Raw genomic sequence first — 21,255 nt, 5'->3', positions numbered from 1 at the left:
CGCCTTTCGTTCGTTCTGGTATGCGTGGAGCAATTGCTTGTGGGTGTTACCCGGCGGTTTGGCCGACGAAGCGGCGCAGGATGTCGGTGGGGCCCACCTGGCCGCCCTTGAGGACGAGCCGGCAGCCGGCGACGGCGGAGGCACCGTCGGGTTGCAGGATTGGTCCTGCAGTGACGAACTGGTCGGAGACCCGGAGTTCGCGGACACCCATGGCGATGAGCGCGTGGCTGGAGGTATCCCCGCCACAGACGGCGATGTCGCGGGTGAGCCCTGCGCCGGCCATCCGTGCGGCGACGCCGCCGATCAGCGCGCCGACGTGGCCGGCGTCCAGGGGTGCGCCGGTTCCGTAGCGTGGGTCCGCAGCGCCGCGGGTGGTATGGACGACGACGTTGCGGCCCTTCCGGAGGGCTGCTGAAACGCGCTCGTCGAGGGCCGCCACGGCCGCGGGGTCGTGGCGTTGCAGCAGGCGTGCAGGGACGGGGACGTCTTCCCAGCCGTGGGTGAGGGCGTCGTTGATCTGCTCTGCTGTGGTGCTGGACGCTGAGGCGCTGACGGCCAGCACGGGTCCCGAAGGCCTCTGCGGTCCGGGGGTGCGCGGGGCGTGGTCCGAGACCGTCCGCGCCAGGGCTGCCATGATGCCGCCGGATCCCACCACGATCGAGGGTCCGTGCCCGTGTTCTTCCCGTGTGAGTGCTTCTGCCACGGCGTCCATCTGGTGTTCGTCCACTGCGTCGACGACGAAGGCCTGCGCGCCGGGGTCCCGCCGCCGGTCGGCCCAGGCGTCCTTGAAGGTGCCGTCGTCGTAGGCGGGCAGGTGGATCGCTCCCGGTACCTGGCCGTCGTCGAGCTGTTCGGCCAGGACCTGGCGCAGGTCGGCTTCAGCCATCGGGGTTGAAGGGTGCCGGGACATGACGGGGTGGCGGTCGAGCCGGTAGGTCTTTCCGGCGTGGGTGGCGTAGTGGTTGCTGAAGGCGGTGTACCGCCCGAACCCCGGCTGGGCCGGCACCACGGGGATCGGGCCGTGGAGGGGGAACTGCTCGTGGAGAAGCTGGATGCCGCGGCCGATGCTGCCGACGGTGGTGGAGCTGTCGAAAGTGGAGCAGACCTTGTAGAGCAGTACCTCGAGGTTCAGTGGTGCGATGCCTGCCAGGTCCCTGCGGACCAGGGTGTCGAAGGCTTCCCCGGCCAGGGATCTGGAGGGCCCGGCGATTCCGACGACGTCAGCATCGGCGGGCAGTGGCGCGTCGCCGATAACGAGGACAGCTTCGAGGCCGTAGCGGTGGGACTGGGCCAGGACGTCGGCGGCTCCGGTGAGGTCGTCGGCGACGAAACCGAAAGCGGGCATGTCAGGCACCTTTCGCGAAGGCTTGGACTGCGTGCAGGAGCGCATCGTCCCCGGTTGAGGCGAGTTTGTCGGCGGCGGACTGCAGCGGCACACCGTCCACTGCAGCTTCCCATGCCTGGCGTAGGCTGCGCACCCCGGCCCCTGGACCGTCAGGGTGCGCGGCGACACCGCCGCCGGCGAGCATCATCAGGTCCGTGGAACCCACGGCCTCGAACGTGGGTCCGGGGGTGGTGACGTTCTGCCCGGAGGACAGTACGGGCAGCGGCGCGATGGTCTCACCCAACGGTTCGAGCAGGCGCCGGATGTTCGCGGCGACCTCTTCGTCGAGTTCGTAGAACTTGCTGCCCAGTCCGCTGGCGTGCAGGTGGTCGGCGCCGGCGAGGCGGGCCATCTGCTGCCAGACCCGGTAGTCCATGCCCAGGGCCTTGGACCGCATCGAAGCGGCGAGCCCGGCGCGGTGGCCGTGGATCGGGACTTCGGCGAAGCTGCGCAGCATGGCCAGCGCGGGCAGGCCCATGACCGGGATGTTCAGCATCACGCAGCGGCCGCCGGCTTCGACGACGAGGTCGTGGCGTTTGCGCAGGCCCGCGAGGTCGCCGGTGATGTTGAAGGCGTACATGGTGGCGTGGCCGGTGACCTGCTCGGCGGCGCGGATCTCTTCGGTGGCGACGGCGACCCGGCGTTCCAGTGGCAGGTACGCGGGGTCGGTCATCAGTTCGTCGTCTTTGATCAGGTCAATGGAGGCCATCGCCAGGTCGCGGACCACGAGCCGGAATTCCTCTTCGGAGAGTCCGACGTTGGGCTTGACGATGGTGCCGACCATGACGCCCTGGACGTCGCTGATGAGTTTGCGGGTCCCTTCGATGCCGAATGCCGGGCCGGGGTGGGCGGCGACGAAGTCTTCGGGCAGGGCCATGTCCTGCAGGCGGCAGGCGTAGAGATCGCCCAGTTCGAAGAGGTTGCCGGCGATGGCGGTTTGCAGGGTGGCCAGGTCCGTGCCGACGTTCTCCATGGGGAAATCGACGGTGACAAGGGCAGCCCGGACCTTCTCGGGAGTTGACCGTGAAGGCAGGGAGGGCCGGCAAAAGCCGAGCTCCTGAACGTTCGAGATGCGCGCGGCGTGCCGCTCACGGATCCGGGCTGACTCGCCCGGTACAGGCAGGAACGTGCCGCTGGACTGCTCGCCGGCCATGATGGCTGCGGCCTTTTCAGGGTCGATTTCGGACTCTAGGTAGTAGGTGCAGCGCACCGAGCGCGGGTCGCGCATGGTTTCTCCGTCCATGAAGGGGATATGCAAGGGAAGGTTCAGACTGCGGCGATGACCGGGTCGGCCGGCTGCAGGCCCCCGGCCCGCTTCAGGGCCCAGGACGCGACGATCGGGGCGAGCAGCGCTGTCACGAGGACGGCGGTGGCGGCCTGGGCTGAGGCGGAGGCGACGAAGGGCTCGAACCTCGGGTCCGCGACGGCGACCACCGCAGGGACGGCGACAGCGTTGCCGGCCGTGGTGCCGGCGGCGAAACCGATGCCGCTCTTGGAGCCGCGCCGAAGGATGAACCGGTACCCGAGATAGGTCAGGCCTCCGGTGAACACCACGACGATCAGACCGAGGAAGATTCCGGCGAAACCGCCGGTGAGCACGGTCTTGAGGTTGATGCCGGTGCCAACGGCGAAGGACATGAACGGGATCACGATGTTCGGCACGTGGTCCAGGGCCTTCGTCCACTCGCGGTCCACGGCGCCGATGATCAGGCCGATGATGAACGGGATCAGTGCCGCGGCGAAGGCGAGTACCGGGATGTCGCCCAGCCCGGAAGCGCCCAGGAAGATCAGGGCCAGGAACGGTCCGTCATCAAAGGCGCTGGCGACGTAGGCGCCCTCGTCCCGCTCGTCGCCGTACTGGCCAGCGAACGCCAGCCACAGGGCGCCGTTGCTGTTGCCGAAGATTGCCAGCATCGCCAGGATCGATACGCCTGCGATGCCGTCGATGCCGACCATCAGGCCCAGGATCACGGCAATCGTGGCCGGGATCAGGGTCTTGCAGACCAGCACCACGGTGGTGGTGGAGGCGGCAGCCTTGCCGCTGTGGCTTCCGGTGATTTGTGCGCCCGTGGCGAGGATCAGCACGGCGATCAGCGTCAGGGCGCCCTCCTTGAACAGCGCGGTGGTGAAGCCGCCTATTTTCAGGGCTTCGGGCGCGAAGGTGTTCATCAGCACGCCCAGTACGAGCGGGATCAGCATCATGCCTGCGGGGACCTTTTGGAGGAAAGCAAACATTGGGAAGCGTGAGCGCCCGGTCCTCAAGTGCATCTGTGTCATTTACTCGACCTTTCTACGTCATTGTATGTTCCAGTCGTCGGATCACGTCCGTACAATTAGTACGTACATTACCTGTGGTAGGGATCACCCGTCAAGCGGGAGAATTCAAGCCTGCGGGCTAAGATGTGCTCGAACGGCAAAGGAGTCAGTGTGAGTGTGCAATCAGCCGGGGCAGAGCCCCGGGAGCGGGCCAACGGTCTGAACCGGGAGGAAGGGCCGCCCCTTCATGCGCAGATCCGGGACATCCTGCACCGGCAGATAGTGGAACGGCCCCTGCTGCCGGGGTCGCCCCTTCCCACCGAAGAGGAACTCCAGAAACAGTTCGGCGTCTCCCGGAGCGTTGTACGCCAGGCGTTGTCCGGACTGTCCGACCTTGGACTGATCCGCCGCCAGCGCGGCCGCGGCAGCGTCGTGGCCGCCGCCCCGGTCCTGCGCCGGCATCTGCAGCGGGCCGGCGGGCTGGACGAACAAGCCGCCGCGCACGGCCAGCGCTTGCGGACCCACGTCCTTTCTGTCGAACACGCCGCACCGCCGGAGCCGGCGGTAAACGCCCTGAACACCACGAACACATGGAAAATCGAACGCATCCGCTACTTGGAGGACGTCCCGGTGGCATTCATGAGGACCTGGGTTCCCCGCGACCTCTTTCCGCACTTCACCAAGGAACTGCTGGAGAACGCCTCACTGCTTGGCCTCATGCGCGAGCATGGCTACCATCCGGCGGGCGGGCCCAGGCAGGTCCAGGCGGTGGCCGCAGATGCCGACCTGGCTCACAAACTCAGCTCGAGCGTCCGCGAACCCCTACTCCTGCTTCAAGGCGTAACCCGTGACGCTCTCGGCAACGGTCTGGAATGGTTCAACGTCTGGCACAGCCCCAACACCGTCTTTGACGTCGACGCACAAGTGACATCGCAACCGACGCCTATCTCCCAGGAACACGTCCGGCGCCTTCGATCCCTGGCACAACAACTCGAATCAGAACTGGCAGCCCTGGAGCACAGCACTCGTTGAACAAGTGCGGGCGCGAAGCAACCGGAGACCGGGAAAAGGAGGTAGAAGCACTGCGCCGGGCGCTCGACCTTGCTAATAGAGCGCCAGCAATCCCCGATATGCCCGCTGCGACACCGACGACGAGATCGAAGCCTTCATCCGTGGTGAAACCATGCCGCTAACCGGTTGATCCACAGCAACAGCACCACGAGCGTCCACGCCGTCCGTTTGTTCCCATCAATGAGTGCCTGGAACCGCGCGACGGACTCCAACAAGGCTGCCGCCTTCACCGCGAACTCCGGATAAGTCTCCGTATCCATGACAGCCGTAGCTGTCATGGCCAATGCCGAGGCCAACAAACCGACCTCACGGATGAATTTCTGTGTCCCTGAGACCTTGAACGTCGGCTGGAGAACTTCGTTGAAGGGCGAAGTTCAGAAAATCAACCACGGAAGGATCTGTTCCATTGCCTCTCCTAGCTGATCTTCTCCGGGACGGTGCCGGAAAGCACAGGAGCCTCAGGATGCAGACGTATGAGGCTGATGCCGATGCTGATAAACCAGGCCCAGAGCAGTACACCGTATCCCCAGTAAAACGTTGGTGCCACGAACCGCAGTGCCTCACTGAGCACACCAAGGGCTCCTGTCAGCAGGCCCAGCCAGGCGACCGCCCGAGGCAGTACGCCCTTGAGCATGACCAGTGAGATGAGAAAAATGCCCACGGGCGACAAGAGCCCCGCAATCGCCGGGGTGTTGTTTTCGGCAATGAGCGCTTCCGCCGCCGCTGCGAAGACCCCGCGCTCACCCTCAGAACCTGCCACCGAGTATCGGTCGCTGAGGTAGACAAGGCTGAGCGACCCCCGGCTTGAAACGGGCACAGCCAGCAACAATGCCCACGGCAACCCGCCTACAACCGCGGCAAGGAGAGCCCAGCTCCTGCTCAGCGGGGCCAACGCAATGTAGAGCGCGACGAACACAACCACCGGCAGGATACTGGGCAGTATCCAGAGGATCTGTTCGGCAATATAGAGAGTCTTGTTCTCTGCAATGAATTCCAGCGTTTCACGGCCCCCGTGGACCGGGGGCGGTGCGATGAAATCAATGATCAAGGCTGAGATCAACAGCACAACAAAAAGAATCCCGGCAACGCCGCCGGCCACATAGAGACCACGCACGGACTGGCCAGCGTCTCCCCGCGTCCTCCGTGAAGGTTTTCGCTCATTCATGGTGCAACGCTACCCACCCAGTCCATAGATATGTGAGGGCCGAAGGACCTACTTAAAACGGATACTGGAATCGGGCTCTGTACGCGTTGTGGCGGCCACCACGGATGTGCACGGAAGGAATGTTCGTACGTCCTGGACAGGTTGGAGCAGAATGCAGCGACGCGAGATCCATCAGGGCGTCGACCCTCCGGGAACCAGGATTTGAGGATTGTCTTGTCCGAGATAACAGGAGGAGCAAAGCTTGATCGCTTCGTCGAGTCCTTGCGCGCTCCCCATGCGCCAAATAGCGTTGCGGAATCACCCAGGCCAAGGTGTAAACAAAACCGGGGAAAGCCCCGTCACGCTGGAGGCGGGCCAGGGTCTACTCCGTCTGCGCCGCGCCGCTCGTGTTCCGTTGGGCCCTGATCCAGGCGGAAGGGTGGGTACTCGTCACGCATCAGGGCGGTGTATGTGAGAGTCCGGTAGATCCAGCGGTTGAGTCCGAGAATGAGGTCAAACAATGAGCGAACGTAATGACCGGTGAACAGGAGGGTCACGGCGGCGATGAGCACGAGCAATCCTAGTAGGGAAAGTCCCGTTCCGGTTTCATACCTTATTCCCTGGTTTTCCGGGTTGGTCCAACGGATGGTGCTTGAACCCGTGAACGCCGCCACGATGAGCAAGTGCGGAATTGACAGAAGCCACCATTTTACCAATACCAGCCCTCTGGAAAGCTGCTCGGGGTACTCTGCGTCGAAGTCGGCCGGATAGTCCGTCTTGGCCAGGGTAAAGGGCGGATACCGGTCCGTTCCCAGTGCTGCGTAGGCGTAAAACGCCACCCGCCAGTTCCAGCGCAGGACCCCGACGTTAAAGTGAAAAAGGGAGCGCGGGTAGCGGCCGGTGAACAAGATCGCGAACCCGGCGGTGATCGTGACAATGACGAACGCGAACCAAAGGAAGAACAGCACGATGAAATGCGGAATCGCCAGGAACCATTTGACCAACCACTTCCAGCGTGAAAGAGCGGGATCCAGTTCACCCCGCAACGTTGAAGGGTAGCCATCCGTTTGCCGACGGTGCAGGCTGTAGCCAGACCGGGCAGGTGGTGGCCCGCCGCCGGCCCTGGCATCCAGCATCGACTCACTCCCGGCCGGGTCTGGCTCTGGGAGTGCTGGACCGAGGACCGCAGGCACCGCCACGCCAGGCCCTTGCGAAGGCAGTCCTTGTCCTGCAGATTGAGGTGGCAGCATCCTGGAAGGAGGCCCAATCGAGCGGGTAGCCTGATGCCGTCCCAGCCCTATTGCCCCGAAAATTAGCAGCAGAACCCCGATGACCAGGAGCAAGGTTCCGCCGATCAGCAACCCGACAGCAACCGGACCCAGCAGTTCTGACCTGAATCCGGCCTGCAGATCCACCGCAAGTCCCGGGGTGGCGTCGCCGTTCATCAGCACCACTGACCAATTCCCGGGCTGAATGTTCCAGTCGATCTCCTGTGGACCGGCCCCTGATGCCGAAGCTACCCAAAAGCCTTGTTCCACGGGCAGTCCCGGTTGGGCAGATCCTTCCACTTCCTCATACTCGGCACGGAATGGCCCATAGTTCACTTTCAGAAGTTCGGAGTAGTCTGAGCCGGCCAGGTACCGCTCCACATCACCTCGGGGGGCTATACCTATGAATATTTCCTTCGCTTCTCTGACCGGTTCGGCGCGGATCCTGATGTTGCCGACGTCGAAGGGCAAGGGTTCTGGCACATCGTCGTTCCGCAGGCCTTCGGCCTTGCCGAATGTGATCGCGCGCGAATCGACAGCAAATCTTTCGACGGGTGAGTTGATGTATCCATCGCCGTTTTGTGCGGCGTACGCTCCAATTCCGCCAATGACCAAGCCGGCACCGATCAGTGAAAACAGAACGCCCACGATAAGCATGACAATGAAACGGGTCTTCACCGTAATCCTCCCGGCAGCACCGCAATGGTGAAGACGACGGCAGTAAGAGTCTTCGTAGAGTGCGTCATGTCCGTTCTCCTCGTTTACCGGGACTTGCTTCCTCAACTGGAGGGCCGATGCTCATCACTTGAGAGTTGAGGCGAGCATCTGGCCCCACGCCCGTGCCCGGTCCAGTTCTCCGGGAAGGAGCCCGCTGTCCCCACTGACCAAGAAACTCTCTGGATCCGCCACTAGCTCAAAACCGTGTTCTTTCAGGTTCTTTCCAATAGTTTTGGACGCATGCCCAGTCAATAGTGCCGGCATGTCCACCCGAGTATCGAAGGCTGCTGCCTTGCCAGCGCCCGGCCCGAGAGAGTCGAGCCAATCACGTAGGCCTAAACCTTTGGCCGAGGGATCCACGGTCAGCCCTTTGTTCCTGCTCCTGGAGTCACTTACGGCTGCATGACGTGTTTGCGCCCGTGTCATGCCGTGCGCGTGTGTGGGGCCGCCGACAACCAGTAAGTCGAGGCCGGCGAGATCCATGCGGGTTGCCTCTTGTGCAGAGACCACGTCCGCGGCTCCTGCCGATCCCAGTCCCTCTGCTATTGCCAGGGCGATGCTGTGGGTATTGCCGTACATCGATTCGTAAACGACTGTTGCTTTCACTTTCCCGCCTACAATCTAGAATTTGTCCGAATATCAATCCTGAAGAGACACTGTGGGGCCGGCCACCCCACCCTCCATATGCAAAGGAATACATGTGTCTGTATGCCCGCGCATAGGGTCCTCCGGCCCGCTTTGCCGTCCGCCGGTGCCCAGCTGCGCGGTCCGAACTGCGCCCGAATATCCATCAACGGGCTGCGCACCGGCTATCTGCCTCAGCGCGCATTTGCGTGACCGCTCTTTGGATGACGGCTGACTTGTGCGTCCCGCCTAGCCCTGTCTCACTGGTCTCGGGTGCGCGGAAGACACGCCCTTCCTGGGTGGCGGCCGCGTTTCCTTTCCGAGGCCGCCCGGCCCACTAGATTGTCGGTAACGAGCGACTTACTGGCGGACGACGAACATCGGATGTTCAGAGGTTCGAAGATCTGGCGGAGGTTTGCTCGCTGCAGGGCAGACAGCTTGCTTTCATCGTGACAGTGTTTGCCAAGAGGGACGAAGGTGTCCAAAGCGTCCGCTCTGGGGGCTCGCCTGGCCTCGGCAAATAGCCGCCGTACCATCGGTTGGGCCAGCTCGAAGGAGACACTGCTCCATTTGGCGGTTGATACTGCCAGGGTGATAGCCGACGGATATCGTGCGATAGCGACGAGGTCGAAGCCTTCGTCCGTGGTGAAGTCATGGCGATAACCGTTGATCCACAGCAACAGCACCATGAGGGTCCGGGCGGTCCGTTTGTTCCCATCAATGAGTGGGTGGAAACGGGCTACCGATTCCAACAAGGCTGCCGCCTTCACCGCCAGTTCCCGGGTAGGCTTTCGGCGCCCATGACAGTCGCAGCTGGCCTGGCCAATGCCGAGGCCAGCAACTCGACATCACGGATAGGAAACCCGTGCCGATCGACTACCTGAAGCGCATCCTCAAGGTCCAGGTATGGTGTCACGCGTCCTCAAGGCGCTTCAGCAGATCAGCGTCATGACTCATAACAAAATCAAGACCGTCGCTGATTTCACGCCGGCGGGCGTAGCGCTGCAGAACCAACTCTGCGCCCTGCAACAGAAGCGCGGACTTCGATGTATGTTCCTCGGCAGCCAACTTCTCCAGCCGCCGGTCAAGGTCTTCAGGAACACGGAGATTGATAGCCATACGCTTATGGTACGAAAACGGCGCTTACACTGGAGGGGCTGCACGCACCCTAAATCGATTGAAGCACGCCTGCATTAATACGAATCCCACTCTGGTCAAAGGGATTGGTGTTTGCGTACTGTGACGCCATGAAGCACGAGCTCCAGCGTGGCCCCAAAGAAGAGGTTGTTGACGCGCCGGCGTTGGAATTGCGCGTTCATGGAATTGGCGATCAGCATCTTTTGGACGCCCTCGGCCACCCGCCTGTGCTCTTTCTGGGGTACCCGACTCGCCCTGACACGTTGGCGCCCCCGAGACTTCCTAACCACGAACTTCGGCTCATCAATTGGTCCCGGACGTCCCGCAGGGCAGCTCGGTTCCTCTGGTATTTGGCTCTGCCCTTCACGTTAATCAACGTGGCAGCAAATATGGCGCCTCCTCCGAACGGCCACGGAACCCGCGTAATTGGGTGGATGGTGCGATTCATAGCCGTCATCATCGGTCTCGTGATGACCGTATCGCTCCATCTCTGGGGAGTCGCCATCATCGAAACTGGATTCCGCTGGATCAGATTGCCATCCGCGCCGCAGCTGCCCGTCGTTCCATGGCTGGATCCGGGCAGCAGCCAATTCCCAAACCTGGTTGTTACAACAGTTATCGCCCTTGGGATTATTCTGCGGGTCATCTTTCTGGTCACTCGAAGGCTGACTGCGAATCCAGTAGCGCTTGGACTAATCGGAGCCCTGCACCTCACTGCTGTGCTCGCGACATCCGCTGTTCTTTACTTCTCACCACCGACTCTCTGGCGGGCACCGACAGGGCTGGGTTGGCTAACAGTTCAAAGCCCGACTACGCAGGACCAGCTTGAACAACTCCGTTCTTGGCATGCAACGATGCCTTTGGCAGAGTACTGCACGAGATTGGTTGAAAACCCCCAACTGTTCACTACCCGCTGGGACACACTGACGGCCCTGGTTGCTTCATCCGTTGGGCTGACTCTCTTGTTAGGTGTCCTGCTCATCGCAAGTGGATATGTGACCAAGTCCCAGATGGTGCCGAACTGGCCCGAAAGCCCTCGTGTCAGCGACAAACGCGCACCAAGAAGCCCCAGTCTGGCAGGCGCCGCCTTGGTGCTGATCATCGCCGTCTCATTGTTCCAAGCAACCGGTTCCGCACTCCGCTTCGGGGTCGGCTGGATAGCAACCTACCTCGATGGCTTCGACGGCTTCACGATCTTCCAGGACGGAACCGGGCTCAGCCCGCTCGACCGCCTGGTCATGCCCGCCTATGGCGGAGCGTGCGAAGACGCGGGTGCAATCGTTGACCGTATCCCCCTCTATGGGCTCGTCTGCCTCTTAATTCTCGTTCTGTCGGCATTCCTGATAAACGCCGTATTGCCTCACGGTGCAAGATGGCCACGGGAATGGGAAAGGACCCAACGCGCCGAATACATCCACCGGTTCATAGGCGGTCTTCCGCACACCCTGCTTCCCTCATTACTGTTGGCCCTCGCAGCCTCCGCATACGCCGGCAACGCTTTACTCTTATCCAGCTGGATTCGCGGACCTCTAGGAGAATCCCTCAGTGCGCTTATCTCACAAGTCATCGCCGTGGCGATCGTTGTGTTCATGCTCTTGGCGGGGCACATGCACTCGGTCAGCAAGATCTACAACCAGATTGCCGATGTGGCCGGCTTCTGGCCTGTCGAATGGCACCCCTGGGCAGGGCGGTCATATCGAGAAACTGTGATCCAGGGAGTGACAAATGAACTCAACCGGCAGGGCCTGGAACGCATCGCCCTAGTAGGGCATTCGCAAGGATCAGTAATCTGCGCCTGGCTCCTCGTCCACACGGAGCTCGACAATGATCGGCGGGTTCATCTGATCACCTGCGGCTCCCCCCTTTATTCCCTTTATGCAGCCTTCTTCCCCGCCCACTTCTCCGAGAACTTCTTCGCCAGACTCAGCAACAAATCAATCTCCCTCGCAAATTTTTGGCGCAAGACAGATCCTATTGCGACCCCAATCCCCAGCGCCAACCGGCTAGACAACGTACTGCTGGATGATCCACTCGAACCCGACAAGGATCCAGAACCCCGAGTTCACAGCGACTACTGGATCGACCCCGATCAAATTGAACACATCAGACAGAAACTTAAGCCCTAACGCCCTGCTGCCGGCGCCTCGGAGGTAGTAAGGCGGCAGCCCGCCTATCCGGCCGATTGCCCAAAATCTACGGCCAATTTGACAGGCGTAAATGCCCCATCGTCCATTGCCGAGGTGAACGGCTGACCTGCCGGCCCGGGTCAAGACCATCCGGACCGATCACCACGGCGACAGGTCAAATCGTCTGCTGGGTGTCGGCTCACAGGCCGTGTTCGGATTTCATAGCCTGACCCAAGAATCATTCCCCGGCTCTTTCCGACCGGCAAGACAGCGATACCGTCCGCACTCATCCCGCGCCGGCCATGCCGCCTGATCTCCGCGCGCCAATGAATGCGCGGCTGCTTGTCATTCTGATACGTCCCATGATCGCTGGGCGGGCCCTCCGCGCAACCAAGGCGCTACCGCGCCGGCCCCGGAACCGAAAACTTCCCCACACCCGCAGTAGAAGCAGTGCCTGCGGATGAAGTTTTCGGCCCCGTTGCCGATCCCCCAAGTTGCACTCAGGCTCAACCCAGCGGATGGTCCCCTACGAGAACTACGCCCACCACCGACAACCGCAGAACAATGTCGACGCAAGGGGGTCTAGGAGAACAGTGATCATGGAAAAGCTCGCCATCAAGACACCGCCGGATGTGCTCAGCTTCATCGGGCACACCCTCGGCTTCTGGCCGAAGGAAAGCTTGGTCTGCATTACCCTGAACGAGAACAGCATCAGTGCCACCCTTCGGATCGACATGCCCCGCTAGGCCGGCCTGGAGCTCCCCTACGCGCGCACCGTCGCCCACTACCTCACGGCCGACACCACCGCCACATCCATCCTCTTCCCCCTCTACACCCGCGAACCCTGCCAACCCGGACATCCCAAACCCCACGCCGGCACCATCACCGCCCTCACCGGAGTCCTCGCCGAACAAGGCATGACCATCCGCGACGGGCTCTTCGTCGGAGACGACACCATCTCCCCCTACGACGACGAACCCGGCCACGAGCTCGCCTGCCCGTCAGCTCCACCCAGGCCAGCGCCATCAACGCCGAATTCATCTACCGCGGCAGCGCCATCCAACCCAACAACCAAATCACCCTCCCGACCAGCCGAGAGGCAACTGCTAACGCGGCCGCCGTCGAACGCCACTTTGACGCGAAGCCTTGGTCCGCCGCCAAATCGGACTCCGCCTATTCGACGAAGCCAGATACCGCGAAGCAGCCCAGGAATTCGAATGGGCACGCGACCTCTACCGTCGGCCACCGCGAACACCAGGCCCAAGCCTGCCAACAGGCCATGGCCCGCGCCCTGCAGCTGATAGCCTCCCCCGCTGAAGTCCCTGAGTGAAGGTCGCCCGACATCTGCTGCCACTGCGAGAGCACGGTTATCAAGCAGGTATTACAGCCTGAGGCGGCGGGACCCAATGAATCTGAAGCCTGACAGGATCCTGGCCCGAACTTCACCGCCTTCAAGGTTCACGCGCAAACGGTCCTGGAACCGCGGGATACGCCATCTAAGAGGGGCCAAGATAACCGCTGGGATGTCGGGAGCGTTCCTTCACTGGCGCTGTAGCCCCCAGTGCTGGCAGTGAAAAAGTAAGATGGGTATGGTTGGCACTCCAGAGCTCGGCGTTCGGCGGGATTGGTGTGCACGCAAGAACTTGTGCACCGTAACAGGACCGGAAGGACTCCATGGAGGTTTACGGGAAACCCATCGATGAGCAGACGCGCTGTGTTCACTACCGGACTTACAAGGACGTCGTCGCCATCAAGTTTCGCTGCTGCGGAAAGTACTATCCGTGCTTCCGGTGCCATGAAGAATCCTCCGGCCATCCCGCCCAGGTGTGGCCGGAGGATCAATGGCAAGAGCGCGCCATTCTCTGCGGCGTCTGCCGGGCAGAGCTGACCATTGCTGATTACCGTGCAAGCACCCGCTGCCTATCATGCGAGGCGGAGTTCAACGAAGCATGCAGGAATCACGCCCACCTCTATTTTGATGTCCTGCCTGAGGATCAGGCCTCAGAAACGTCGAATTCGAGGCCTCGGGCTGAGATGGCATCACCGATGGCTTCGGCAGACTGGATCAGCCCGACGATAACGGGAACCACAATTTCATAGCCGGCGGCCTTTTGACCGCGGGCCACAAATGCTTCCCGCGCCGTGGTGATAGACGCTGACAGCATCGGAACCGCGCGTACCGTAAGCGACAGCACCAGGCCGGCCCGCCAGGGGCTGACGCCGACATGATGCAACGGTCCAAGAACTTTACCGAATAAGTCCAGCATGTCGCTGCTGCGGGTGGTGTATGTCAGCAGGCTCGCCAGAAGAACGGCCACGCATATCCGGACCCCGAACACTGCCCCACCGTGCAGACTGCTGAACACCATCTGGGCTGCGACCGTCAGCACTATGAAAGGAATCACGGGTAGGACCGCCGCCCAAGCGAACAGCAACCGGATGCCGGCGACTGGGTAGAGCAGCACGCTGAACAGCAGAATGCCGCCCAGCGCATACAGATTCTCTACGAGAAAAACACCTGCAAGAATCAGGGACAGCAGCAGGAATTTCACGGACGTTGGCGTCCGGTGCAGGACCGAAGCACTATCGACATAGAGACCGGTCATAGGTGAATGTTCTTCTTTTGACGGGAGCCGATCAGGCGCCGATAAGCGGCAACAGCCTCCTGTGGCGATCCGTCGAAGTGAACCTGCCCCCGATCCATGACAATGACCCGATCGAAATCCTCAATGATTTCCAAATGGTGAGTCATCAGGATGATCTGCTGGCTCAAGTCGCCGATGGTTTCGAGGAAGATATGGACGTTGTGCAAATCAAGGAGGGTAGTTGGTTCGTCGCAGATCAGAATCTCCGGATCGGTGACCAGGACGGAGGCCAGGGCGAGCATTTGCTTTTGCCCTCCGGAAAGAAGGTGGGGTGAGTGGGCGGCAAGTCCCGATAGCCCGTAACGGTCCAGGGCCTCGGCCACGATGTCGGCCTTTTTCAGCTTGGACAGTTTTCGTCCCCGTAGCCCCAGACCGATGTCCTCGGCAACAGAGGGCATGATGATCTGGTGATTTGCATCTGAAAACATGAAACCGACCCTGCGACGAACCCGGGCAGCGTCCTTGCGCGTATCAACACCATCCACTGAAATGGATCCGCGCCGCGGGACCAACAACCCATTTAGCGTCCGGGCCAAGGTGGATTTGCCGCTGCCATTGGCGCCAATGAAGGCGATCCGGTGCTCGTGAAGTTCGAGGTTTACTTCCCGGAGCACCTGGAATCCGTCGAAGTCATGGCTGACATTTTGCAGAGAAATCATGCACACACGTCCTTCCTGCTGCCACGAGCGACCCTAGACCGCCCTTTCGCCTCGCCGGACACCTGCAGGCGGAACCGGATAGGCGCGATGCACTGCAGCGGCTACCAACGCGGCCAGTACTGCCTTAAGGATGTCTCCGGGAAGGAATACCGCCGAACCGACCAAGGTGACGCCCAGATCCAAACCGGTGAACAGGGGCGACACCAGCGCTCCGAGCAGGTCAATGACCAGCACTCCACCGAGCAGAACGGCGGTCAGCACCTTTGGAAAATAGCGCTTTCCAGAACGGATCCTGTCCGTAATAAAACCGATAACGAAGGCGCCGGCGACCCACCCGAGCAGATAACCCAATGACGGGGTCATGAACACGCCGATACCTCCCCGGCCTCCGGACAACAGCGGGAGACCTGCTGCAACCAGAGCCAAAAAGGTCACGATGGTCAGCGTTCCCCGCCGAGCACCGAGAACGGCGCCAGCCAGGAACACGCCGAGGTTCTGCAGGATGATCGGCACTGCAAGACCTGCAACCGGAACCGCTACAAATCCCAGGGCTGCTATGAGCGCCGCGAATAGGGCAATAAGTCCCAGGTCTCGCGGCAACAGCAAGGGGCGTCGACCGGGGGAACACAGCTCGGCCCGTTGCTTGGCAATGGAATTACGTGACATGGATATCCTTTCAGCCACGACTCCGGCGTCACGGCGAGTATGGTCTTTTTTCGAGGAGACTTCAACGCGGGGCTAACTGCCTATGTTTTGTCCAGATGTTTGATGGAAAGGCGGCACCCGACCCCCAGTGACGTCGTCGCCTTCGAGGATCCCTTTCGGTAACGGCGACGTGGGGGCTACGGCCGTGTCAAGGCGTGAAAGCTTCCCTGTTGTACGCGCTCACTATGTGCGAATCGACACCGCACCGTACCGTTGCAAAGGCATCTGCCCCTTTAGCTGGAAGCCAAAGGGGCAGGTGCCATCGAACTGAGCTGCTAGGCGTCTTTCAAGTCGATACCTTTGGTCTCGCGCAGTTTGTAGACCACGAAGCCCGTCATTGCACAAAGGATCATTATGTAGACATTCGACATCCAGCCCAGAGACCAGCTGTTGAAAAGTGCGTTGAGATAAGGTGCTGTGCCGCCGAAAATTGCAACCGAGAATGAGTACGCGAAACCAATGCCCTGCGTCCGGATCCTGGTTGGGAATGCTTCGGAAAGAACGGACGCGAGCAGGGCGCCGGAAGCGCCCACGATGAGGAGAGCCGTTGTGGAAGCAACGAACAGCGTCCAGGGCTGGGAGTTGATCATGCTCATCAGTGGGATTTGGGCGATGATCATCGCGAGTGCAAAGCCGATGAGGACAGGGCGGCGTCCGATCTTGTCTGACAACCTGCCCCAAAGAGGGAGCGAAACCAGTGCAATCAATTGCGCGAGAACAGTAACCCAGTAGGCTCCTTCGGCATCCATGCCCTGCCTGGTGATCGCGTAGGTGGACGCGTACGACGTCCACGTATAGTGAGCTGCTGTGATTCCGGATGTCATACCGATCATCATCAGAATGGACCGCACGACCTTTTTGCGGTCCACGGGCGGCACCGTGTAGACAGCCCGCGTTTCCTGCTGTCCGTCGAAGACTTCGCTTTCACTCATGCCCCGGCGCATGTACAGTGCGGCAAGAGCGAGTACGGCGCCGAAGAGGAACGGAATACGCCATCCCCACTCCGCAACTTCCGTGTTGGAGAGCACATTTGTGACCCCGCCACCGATTGAAAAGGCAAGGACAGATCCGCCGAAGATCGCCACGAACACAATTGAGCCCCATTGACCTCGCTTATTGTGGGGTGCAATCTCGGCAATGTATGTGTTGGCAGTCGCAGATTCACCGCCATGCGCAAATCCCTGGGCAACGCGGGCGAGAAGCAACAGAACGGAAGCTGCAACGCCAATCTGACCGTAGGTGGGCATCAGACCAATCAGCAACGACCCGCCTGCCATCATGAGCATCGTTGTTATCAGCACGAACTTACGGCCCTTCACATCGGAGATGCGTCCGAAGATGATGCCGCCGAGTGGTCGCATGAGAAAACCAACCGCGAATACCGCCAAGGTTGACAGCAATGCAGAGACGGGATCGGTTGAGTTAAACATTGCCTTCGCAATGAAGGGCGCGAACACCGCATAGGCGCTCCATTCGTACCATTCCAAGATGTTGCCGACCGTACTGGCCATCATGGAACGTCGTCTGATAGCGGCTGCTCCCGCCGCCGTTGGTGGCTGCTCGACATTGAGGTTAAGTGCCATGAAAGAGATTCCTTTGTAGTCGTGCGACGTCGTTTGTTGTCGTTGATTCCCGGTCCGGTCCCCCGGCCCATACCCCTCCTAACCAGACGGCAAAGGTTAGTCAGGACGATATTTAAGGCATCGCATGGTTCGGTGTGCATCGCCTCGGCGACTCGGGATACACGCCGTCCGAAGACGTCTTCGTAGCCGGGTCAGCGCAGCGGTCCGTTGTCGTGTGGTGAAAAGTTGTGGTACCGATCGATCGGGCACTAGCTAGTCCGAATCCAGGTCATACTGAGCGTCAGGCAAACTTTGAGGGCTGCTCATAGTGCCTGCAAAAGAGTTCTGGCCCAAAGACACCCAAGACTCCACAACTGGGCGGCAGGCCGAGATGCTTGCCTCGTGCTGCCCAGTGAGCAGTCTGCGGCCCCTGTCACTGTCCGCGGTTATCCGCCAGTTTATGTTTGGAGCAGTGCGAACTCTCCTCCTGCTCGTTCTGTCTCCAGGAACTGGGCGACGAATGCGGTGTTGAAGTCTCCGCTTACGAACTTCTCCGTCTCCAGGATTTTTTTGTGGAAGGGTGCTGTGGTGGTGATGCCTTCGATGACGAGTTCGTCCAGGGCGCGCATGGTTCGGGCGATGGCCTCGTCGCGGTCCTTGCCCCAGCAGATGAGTTTGCCGATCATGGAGTCGTAGTAGGGCGGGATGGTGTACCCGGTTTCGATGTGGGTGTCCATCCTGATCCCGAAGCCACCAGGGGCACGGAAGCTTGTGATTGTTCCTGGGCGTGGGACGAAATTATTCTCCGGGTCTTCGGCATTGATGCGGCACTCGATGGCGTGGCCAGTGATGACGATGTCGTCTTGGGTCAGGTTCAGCAGCGTTCCGCCGGCGATCTGCAGCTGGAGCTTGATGAGGTCAATGCCGGAGACCATTTCGGAGACAGGGTGTTCAACCTGGATCCGGGTGTTCATCTCTATGAAGTAGAACTTGCGCTCGACGTTATCGAAAACGAACTCCACGGTCCCGGCGTTTTTGTACCCGACCTCGTGGCAGAGCGCGACTGCGGCGTCGGCCATCTCCTGCCTGAGCTCAGCAGTCAAGACCGGGGAGGGTGATTCCTCGATGAGCTTTTGATTGCGTCGCTGCGCCGTGCAGTCACGCTCCCCTAGGTGAAGCACGGTCTGGCCGTCGGAGATCACTTGAATTTCTATGTGCCGGATGTCGGTGAGGTAACGCTCGATGTAGACCGACGGGTCACCGAACGCGACCTCGGCCTCCGACATGATCTCCGTGAGATCCTTTTCCAGCGTCTGGGCGGTTTCGACGACGCGCATGCCGCGCCCGCCGCCGCCGGCTGCTGCCTTGATCAGGAGGGGGTAGCCGACCTCGCTGGCCACGGCGAGGGCTTCGCTGTATTCAGCAATCGCGCCCAGTGAACCGGGAACGGTGGGCACCCCTGCCCGGCGGGCGATTTTCTTGGCTTCGATTTTGTCTCCCATGCGGCGGATGATGCCGGCAGCGGGACCGATGAAACCGATCTGCTCTTCTTCACACAGTGCGGCGAAGTCCGCGTTCTCGGAGAGGAAACCGTAGCCAGGATGGATGGCGTCCACTTTGTAGGCAAATGCCGCGCTGATGACCGCGCGCCGGTTCCGGTAACTGGCCGTCGCTTGCGCTGGCCCGATGCAGACGGCCTGGTCCGCCAGTTTTACGGGCAGGGAGTTGGCGTCTCCTTCGGAGTAGGCAAGGACACTGCGGATGCCCAATTCCTTGCACGCCCTGATAACTCGCAGGGCTATCTCACCGCGGTTGGCGATGAGCACGCTTTTCAGTGGTTCACCCATTGCGCTTGATCACCATCAGGGGCTGACCGAACTCGACCGCCTGCTCGTTCTCGACCAGGATCCTCACGACAGTGCCCTCGACCTGCGCCTCGATGTTGCTCATCAGTTTCATGACCTCCACAATGCACAGCACCGACTCGGGAGTGACACTGTCACCAACCGAAACGAAGTTAGGGGCACCGGGTTTCGGGGCCGCATAGAAGATTCCGACCATCGGTGCCTTGATCAGCACTTCATCGGAGGCGAGTGCGTCGGCGGAGAAGGGAACAGTCCGGGAGTTTGCCGGCGGTGCCGTCTCGACCGGTGCAGGCACGGCGACCGGGGCGGGTGCCGGAGTTGCAACGACCGGAGCAACCGCAGATACGGGAGCGGGTGCCGAAGCCGAGGCTGGCTGTTGCTGGTCGCGGGAGACGAACAACTCCACGTCGCCGAACTTGAGGGACAATTCGCGGACGTCCTGGGTGAGGTTCGCCCAGTCAACGATGGCCTTGAGTTCCGCGATATCGGGCGGGTTAAGCGACATTTTCGTTTTCTCCTTTTTTGATGCTGATTTGCAGATTTCCTGCGCGCAGCGATTGGCTGCCGGTCTGACTCTTCTGATGGATCGCCTTGATCAGGTCCAGAAGCGGCCGGGGGATTTCATCGGCGTTTCCGCCGTTTGCAACGGTTTTCTTCATTTCGTCGACCTGCGTGCCGGCGAACATCGCGCGCAGGAGCAGCAGGTCGATGCTCTCGTCGGGATAGCGCTTCCGCAGGTCGGGGAGCATCGGCGCGACCGGGGCGGGTTCGAGTGCGATGTTCGATGCGCCGTTGGCCACGATTTTGGCGTGCAGTTCCGGGTCAATCGGCGCCAGCAGCGTGCCGTAGTAACCCAGGGCATACTTCTTGATTTCGTTCGGCACTATTGAGTAACGCTCACCTGAGATCACGTTCATCACCGCCTGGGTCCCCACGAACTGGGCGAAGGGGGTGATCATGATCGGGAAGGCCAGCTCGGACCGCACCCGGGCCACTTCGTGGAGCAGCTCATCGAAGCGATGTGAAAGGCCTGCGGTTGCCAGCTGGGAGTGAAAGTTGGACAGCATGCCCCCGGGAAGCTGATGCATGAAGTGCAGGCCGCTGTACGCGACGGGATGGCCGACCGGCTTGTCCTCCGCCTCAGCAATGGCTGAAAGCTTCCCGCTGATCGTATCGATGATGTCGTCGTCGACATTGACCATATACCCGAGAGCCCGCAGATCACGCACAATATCCTGCGTCGCCGGCTGCGCGGCACCGTTGGCCATGGGACCGACAGAGGTATGCAGCGCGTCGCAGCCTAGTTCCACCGCCTCCAGATAAACCAGCGGCGCCAGCCCCGTCAGACAATGGCTGTGCAGCTCCAGAGTCCGGTCGCCAATAGCTTCTTTGAGCGCAGGAACCAGAGTGCGGACCCGGTCGGGCGTCAAAAGGCCAGCGGCGTCTTTGAGCATGATCGCATCGACATCAGCCTTCTCAATCAGCTCCAGGGCCTTGGCGACGAAGAGCTCGTCAGTGTGCACCGGGCTCTCAGAGAACGAAACCGCCCCGAACGTGGACGCTCCCAGCTCCTTGGCCCGGATCAGGCCCGGAGCGATATTGTCGATGTCGTTGAGTCCATCGAACGAGCCGATCACCCTGAACCCATTGGCGTACAAGTTCTCGACCCAGGCTTCGATGACATCGTCGGCTAGGAAATCAAACGCAGCAATGTTCTTGGAACGGATCAACGCCCTGAACCTGGTGTTGGGAGCATGCTCATGCGCCAGGCGCACCCGCTCCCACGGGTCTTCCTTCAGATAGCGCACCGCCACATCAAACTGAATCGGCGCCATCAGATCGACCTGGTCAAAACCTACCTTGTCGAATTCACCGGCCATCGAAACGATGTGATCACTCCGCATCCGCGTCGCCCACAGGCTTTGATGCGCATCACGCAACGTCGTATCAATAATCTTGATCTCCCGACGGCTGCCCGCCGGACGCCCACCAAGACTCATTACCGACGTAATCGACGGTGTGGTGCTAGTCGACATGGCTCTCCTCATATCAATATAGTGAAAGTTAGTTTCAGGATCTGCCATACTATGGG

20 protein-coding genes are annotated in these 21,255 nt (G+C 61.0%); 4 read left to right on the top strand and 16 right to left on the bottom strand.

Annotation, left to right across the window (positions count from 1 at the left end):
- Positions 1 to 46: 46 nt before the first annotated feature.
- Genes ACIQC0_RS06950 through ACIQC0_RS06940 form a run of 3 tightly spaced genes read right to left on the bottom strand, consistent with a single transcriptional unit; the run spans position 47 to position 3,619 of the window.
- Positions 47 to 1,345: a four-carbon acid sugar kinase family protein gene (locus tag ACIQC0_RS06950; RefSeq protein WP_400533621.1), complete on the bottom strand. Its 1,299-nt coding sequence runs from the start codon at positions 1,343 to 1,345 to the stop codon at positions 47 to 49.
- 1 nt (position 1,346) lies between these two features.
- Positions 1,347 to 2,612 carry a RuBisCO large subunit C-terminal-like domain-containing protein gene (locus tag ACIQC0_RS06945; RefSeq protein ID WP_377215725.1) on the bottom strand — a complete coding sequence of 422 codons (1,266 nt, stop codon included), beginning with the start codon at positions 2,610 to 2,612 and terminating at the stop codon, positions 1,347 to 1,349.
- A 38-nt stretch (positions 2,613 to 2,650) separates the two neighbouring features.
- The gene (locus tag ACIQC0_RS06940; protein WP_400533617.1) at positions 2,651 to 3,619 is read right to left on the bottom strand and encodes a 2-keto-3-deoxygluconate permease; all 969 of its coding nucleotides are present in this window, start codon (positions 3,617 to 3,619) and stop codon (positions 2,651 to 2,653) included.
- A gap of 192 nt (positions 3,620 to 3,811) precedes the next feature.
- Here ACIQC0_RS06940 and ACIQC0_RS06935 point away from each other — a divergent pair, with 192 nt between their 5' ends.
- Entirely contained in the window at positions 3,812 to 4,672 is an 861-nt protein-coding gene (locus ACIQC0_RS06935) for a GntR family transcriptional regulator (RefSeq protein WP_377215723.1), read from the top strand.
- Positions 4,673 to 4,806: 134 nt separating this feature from the next.
- Here the strand turns inward: ACIQC0_RS06935 and ACIQC0_RS06930 are convergent, their stop codons facing one another.
- The 6 genes from ACIQC0_RS06930 to ACIQC0_RS06905 form a co-directional block, all read right to left on the bottom strand.
- Positions 4,807 to 4,989: a Fic family protein gene (locus ACIQC0_RS06930; RefSeq protein ID WP_377215722.1), complete on the bottom strand. Its 183-nt coding sequence runs from the start codon at positions 4,987 to 4,989 to the stop codon at positions 4,807 to 4,809.
- Between the two features lie 137 nt (positions 4,990 to 5,126).
- Complete coding sequence (locus ACIQC0_RS06925) at positions 5,127 to 5,876, bottom strand: DUF4386 family protein (protein ID WP_400533613.1); 750 nt, start codon at positions 5,874 to 5,876, stop codon at positions 5,127 to 5,129.
- A 338-nt stretch (positions 5,877 to 6,214) separates the two neighbouring features.
- A complete protein-coding gene (locus ACIQC0_RS06920; protein ID WP_400533610.1) occupies positions 6,215 to 7,801 on the bottom strand; it encodes a DUF4389 domain-containing protein in 1,587 nt (528 codons plus the stop codon).
- Positions 7,802 to 7,924: 123 nt separating this feature from the next.
- Positions 7,925 to 8,446 carry a flavodoxin family protein gene (locus ACIQC0_RS06915; protein ID WP_400533608.1) on the bottom strand — a complete coding sequence of 174 codons (522 nt, stop codon included), beginning with the start codon at positions 8,444 to 8,446 and terminating at the stop codon, positions 7,925 to 7,927.
- Between the two features lie 278 nt (positions 8,447 to 8,724).
- Positions 8,725 to 9,234 (bottom strand): Fic family protein, encoded by a 510-nt coding sequence (locus ACIQC0_RS06910; protein WP_400533606.1) that lies wholly within the window; start codon positions 9,232 to 9,234, stop codon positions 8,725 to 8,727.
- 142 nt (positions 9,235 to 9,376) lie between these two features.
- The gene (locus tag ACIQC0_RS06905) at positions 9,377 to 9,583 is read right to left on the bottom strand and encodes a ribbon-helix-helix protein, CopG family (protein ID WP_400533603.1); all 207 of its coding nucleotides are present in this window, start codon (positions 9,581 to 9,583) and stop codon (positions 9,377 to 9,379) included.
- Between the two features lie 128 nt (positions 9,584 to 9,711).
- Between ACIQC0_RS06905 and ACIQC0_RS06900 the strand changes: the two genes are divergently transcribed.
- From ACIQC0_RS06900 to ACIQC0_RS06890, 3 genes are all read left to right on the top strand, one after another.
- Positions 9,712 to 11,727, top strand: a complete 2,016-nt coding sequence (locus tag ACIQC0_RS06900; protein WP_400533600.1) for a hypothetical protein — start codon at positions 9,712 to 9,714, stop codon at positions 11,725 to 11,727.
- A gap of 599 nt (positions 11,728 to 12,326) precedes the next feature.
- Complete coding sequence (locus ACIQC0_RS06895) at positions 12,327 to 12,473, top strand: DUF4192 family protein (RefSeq protein WP_377215715.1); 147 nt, start codon at positions 12,327 to 12,329, stop codon at positions 12,471 to 12,473.
- 928 nt (positions 12,474 to 13,401) lie between these two features.
- A complete protein-coding gene (locus tag ACIQC0_RS06890) occupies positions 13,402 to 13,827 on the top strand; it encodes a CHY zinc finger protein (protein ID WP_377215714.1) in 426 nt (141 codons plus the stop codon).
- On the opposite strand, the gene ACIQC0_RS06885 is transcribed toward ACIQC0_RS06890, so the two are convergent.
- The 7 genes from ACIQC0_RS06885 to ACIQC0_RS06855 form a co-directional block, all read right to left on the bottom strand.
- On the bottom strand, positions 13,722 to 14,333 hold the full coding sequence (locus tag ACIQC0_RS06885; RefSeq protein WP_400533596.1) for an energy-coupling factor transporter transmembrane component T family protein: 612 nt from the start codon (positions 14,331 to 14,333) through the stop codon (positions 13,722 to 13,724). The two genes, ACIQC0_RS06890 and ACIQC0_RS06885, sit on opposite strands and share 106 nt — an antisense overlap.
- Complete coding sequence (locus tag ACIQC0_RS06880; protein WP_400533593.1) at positions 14,330 to 15,031, bottom strand: energy-coupling factor ABC transporter ATP-binding protein; 702 nt, start codon at positions 15,029 to 15,031, stop codon at positions 14,330 to 14,332. Before ACIQC0_RS06880 ends, ACIQC0_RS06885 begins: the two co-directional genes overlap by 4 nt.
- Positions 15,032 to 15,064: 33 nt before the next feature.
- Positions 15,065 to 15,697 (bottom strand): biotin transporter BioY, encoded by a 633-nt coding sequence (locus ACIQC0_RS06875; RefSeq protein ID WP_377215711.1) that lies wholly within the window; start codon positions 15,695 to 15,697, stop codon positions 15,065 to 15,067.
- Positions 15,698 to 16,011: 314 nt separating this feature from the next.
- Entirely contained in the window at positions 16,012 to 17,319 is a 1,308-nt protein-coding gene (locus tag ACIQC0_RS06870) for an MFS transporter (protein WP_377215710.1), read from the bottom strand.
- Positions 17,320 to 17,756: 437 nt separating this feature from the next.
- The gene (gene accC / locus ACIQC0_RS06865; protein WP_400533590.1) at positions 17,757 to 19,145 is read right to left on the bottom strand and encodes an acetyl-CoA carboxylase biotin carboxylase subunit; all 1,389 of its coding nucleotides are present in this window, start codon (positions 19,143 to 19,145) and stop codon (positions 17,757 to 17,759) included.
- Positions 19,138 to 19,668 (bottom strand): acetyl-CoA carboxylase biotin carboxyl carrier protein, encoded by a 531-nt coding sequence (accB, locus tag ACIQC0_RS06860; protein ID WP_400533587.1) that lies wholly within the window; start codon positions 19,666 to 19,668, stop codon positions 19,138 to 19,140. Before accB ends, accC begins: the two co-directional genes overlap by 8 nt.
- Positions 19,658 to 21,199: a pyruvate carboxylase subunit B gene (locus ACIQC0_RS06855; protein WP_400533584.1), complete on the bottom strand. Its 1,542-nt coding sequence runs from the start codon at positions 21,197 to 21,199 to the stop codon at positions 19,658 to 19,660. Before ACIQC0_RS06855 ends, accB begins: the two co-directional genes overlap by 11 nt.
- Between the last annotated feature and the right edge of the window lie 56 nt (positions 21,200 to 21,255).

Source organism: Pseudarthrobacter sp. NPDC092419 (assembly GCF_044755045.1).
In the GTDB taxonomy this organism is placed as follows: domain Bacteria; phylum Actinomycetota; class Actinomycetes; order Actinomycetales; family Micrococcaceae; genus Arthrobacter.
This window is presented reverse-complemented; position numbering and strand designations above follow the sequence as displayed.

What these genes read in the sequence shown, in the direction of transcription:
- ACIQC0_RS06875 (WP_377215711.1), bottom strand. Translation starts at nt 15,697, where the DNA reads ATGTCACGTAATTCCATTGCCAAGCAACGGGCCGAGCTGTGTTCCCCC.
- ACIQC0_RS06885 (WP_400533596.1), bottom strand. Translation starts at nt 14,333, where the DNA reads ATGACCGGTCTCTATGTCGATAGTGCTTCGGTCCTGCACCGGACGCCA.
- ACIQC0_RS06870 (WP_377215710.1), bottom strand. Translation starts at nt 17,319, where the DNA reads ATGGCACTTAACCTCAATGTCGAGCAGCCACCAACGGCGGCGGGAGCA.
- ACIQC0_RS06945 (WP_377215725.1), bottom strand. Translation starts at nt 2,612, where the DNA reads ATGCGCGACCCGCGCTCGGTGCGCTGCACCTACTACCTAGAGTCCGAA.
- accC (WP_400533590.1), bottom strand. Translation starts at nt 19,145, where the DNA reads ATGGGTGAACCACTGAAAAGCGTGCTCATCGCCAACCGCGGTGAGATA.
- ACIQC0_RS06950 (WP_400533621.1), bottom strand. Translation starts at nt 1,345, where the DNA reads ATGCCCGCTTTCGGTTTCGTCGCCGACGACCTCACCGGAGCCGCCGAC.
- ACIQC0_RS06940 (WP_400533617.1), bottom strand. Translation starts at nt 3,619, where the DNA reads ATGTTTGCTTTCCTCCAAAAGGTCCCCGCAGGCATGATGCTGATCCCG.
- ACIQC0_RS06930 (WP_377215722.1), bottom strand. Translation starts at nt 4,989, where the DNA reads ATGACAGCTACGGCTGTCATGGATACGGAGACTTATCCGGAGTTCGCG.
- ACIQC0_RS06890 (WP_377215714.1), top strand. Translation starts at nt 13,402, where the DNA reads ATGGAGGTTTACGGGAAACCCATCGATGAGCAGACGCGCTGTGTTCAC.
- ACIQC0_RS06905 (WP_400533603.1), bottom strand. Translation starts at nt 9,583, where the DNA reads ATGGCTATCAATCTCCGTGTTCCTGAAGACCTTGACCGGCGGCTGGAG.
- ACIQC0_RS06855 (WP_400533584.1), bottom strand. Translation starts at nt 21,199, where the DNA reads ATGTCGACTAGCACCACACCGTCGATTACGTCGGTAATGAGTCTTGGT.
- ACIQC0_RS06895 (WP_377215715.1), top strand. Translation starts at nt 12,327, where the DNA reads ATGGAAAAGCTCGCCATCAAGACACCGCCGGATGTGCTCAGCTTCATC.
- ACIQC0_RS06880 (WP_400533593.1), bottom strand. Translation starts at nt 15,031, where the DNA reads ATGATTTCTCTGCAAAATGTCAGCCATGACTTCGACGGATTCCAGGTG.
- ACIQC0_RS06900 (WP_400533600.1), top strand. Translation starts at nt 9,712, where the DNA reads ATGAAGCACGAGCTCCAGCGTGGCCCCAAAGAAGAGGTTGTTGACGCG.
- accB (WP_400533587.1), bottom strand. Translation starts at nt 19,668, where the DNA reads ATGTCGCTTAACCCGCCCGATATCGCGGAACTCAAGGCCATCGTTGAC.
- ACIQC0_RS06925 (WP_400533613.1), bottom strand. Translation starts at nt 5,876, where the DNA reads ATGAATGAGCGAAAACCTTCACGGAGGACGCGGGGAGACGCTGGCCAG.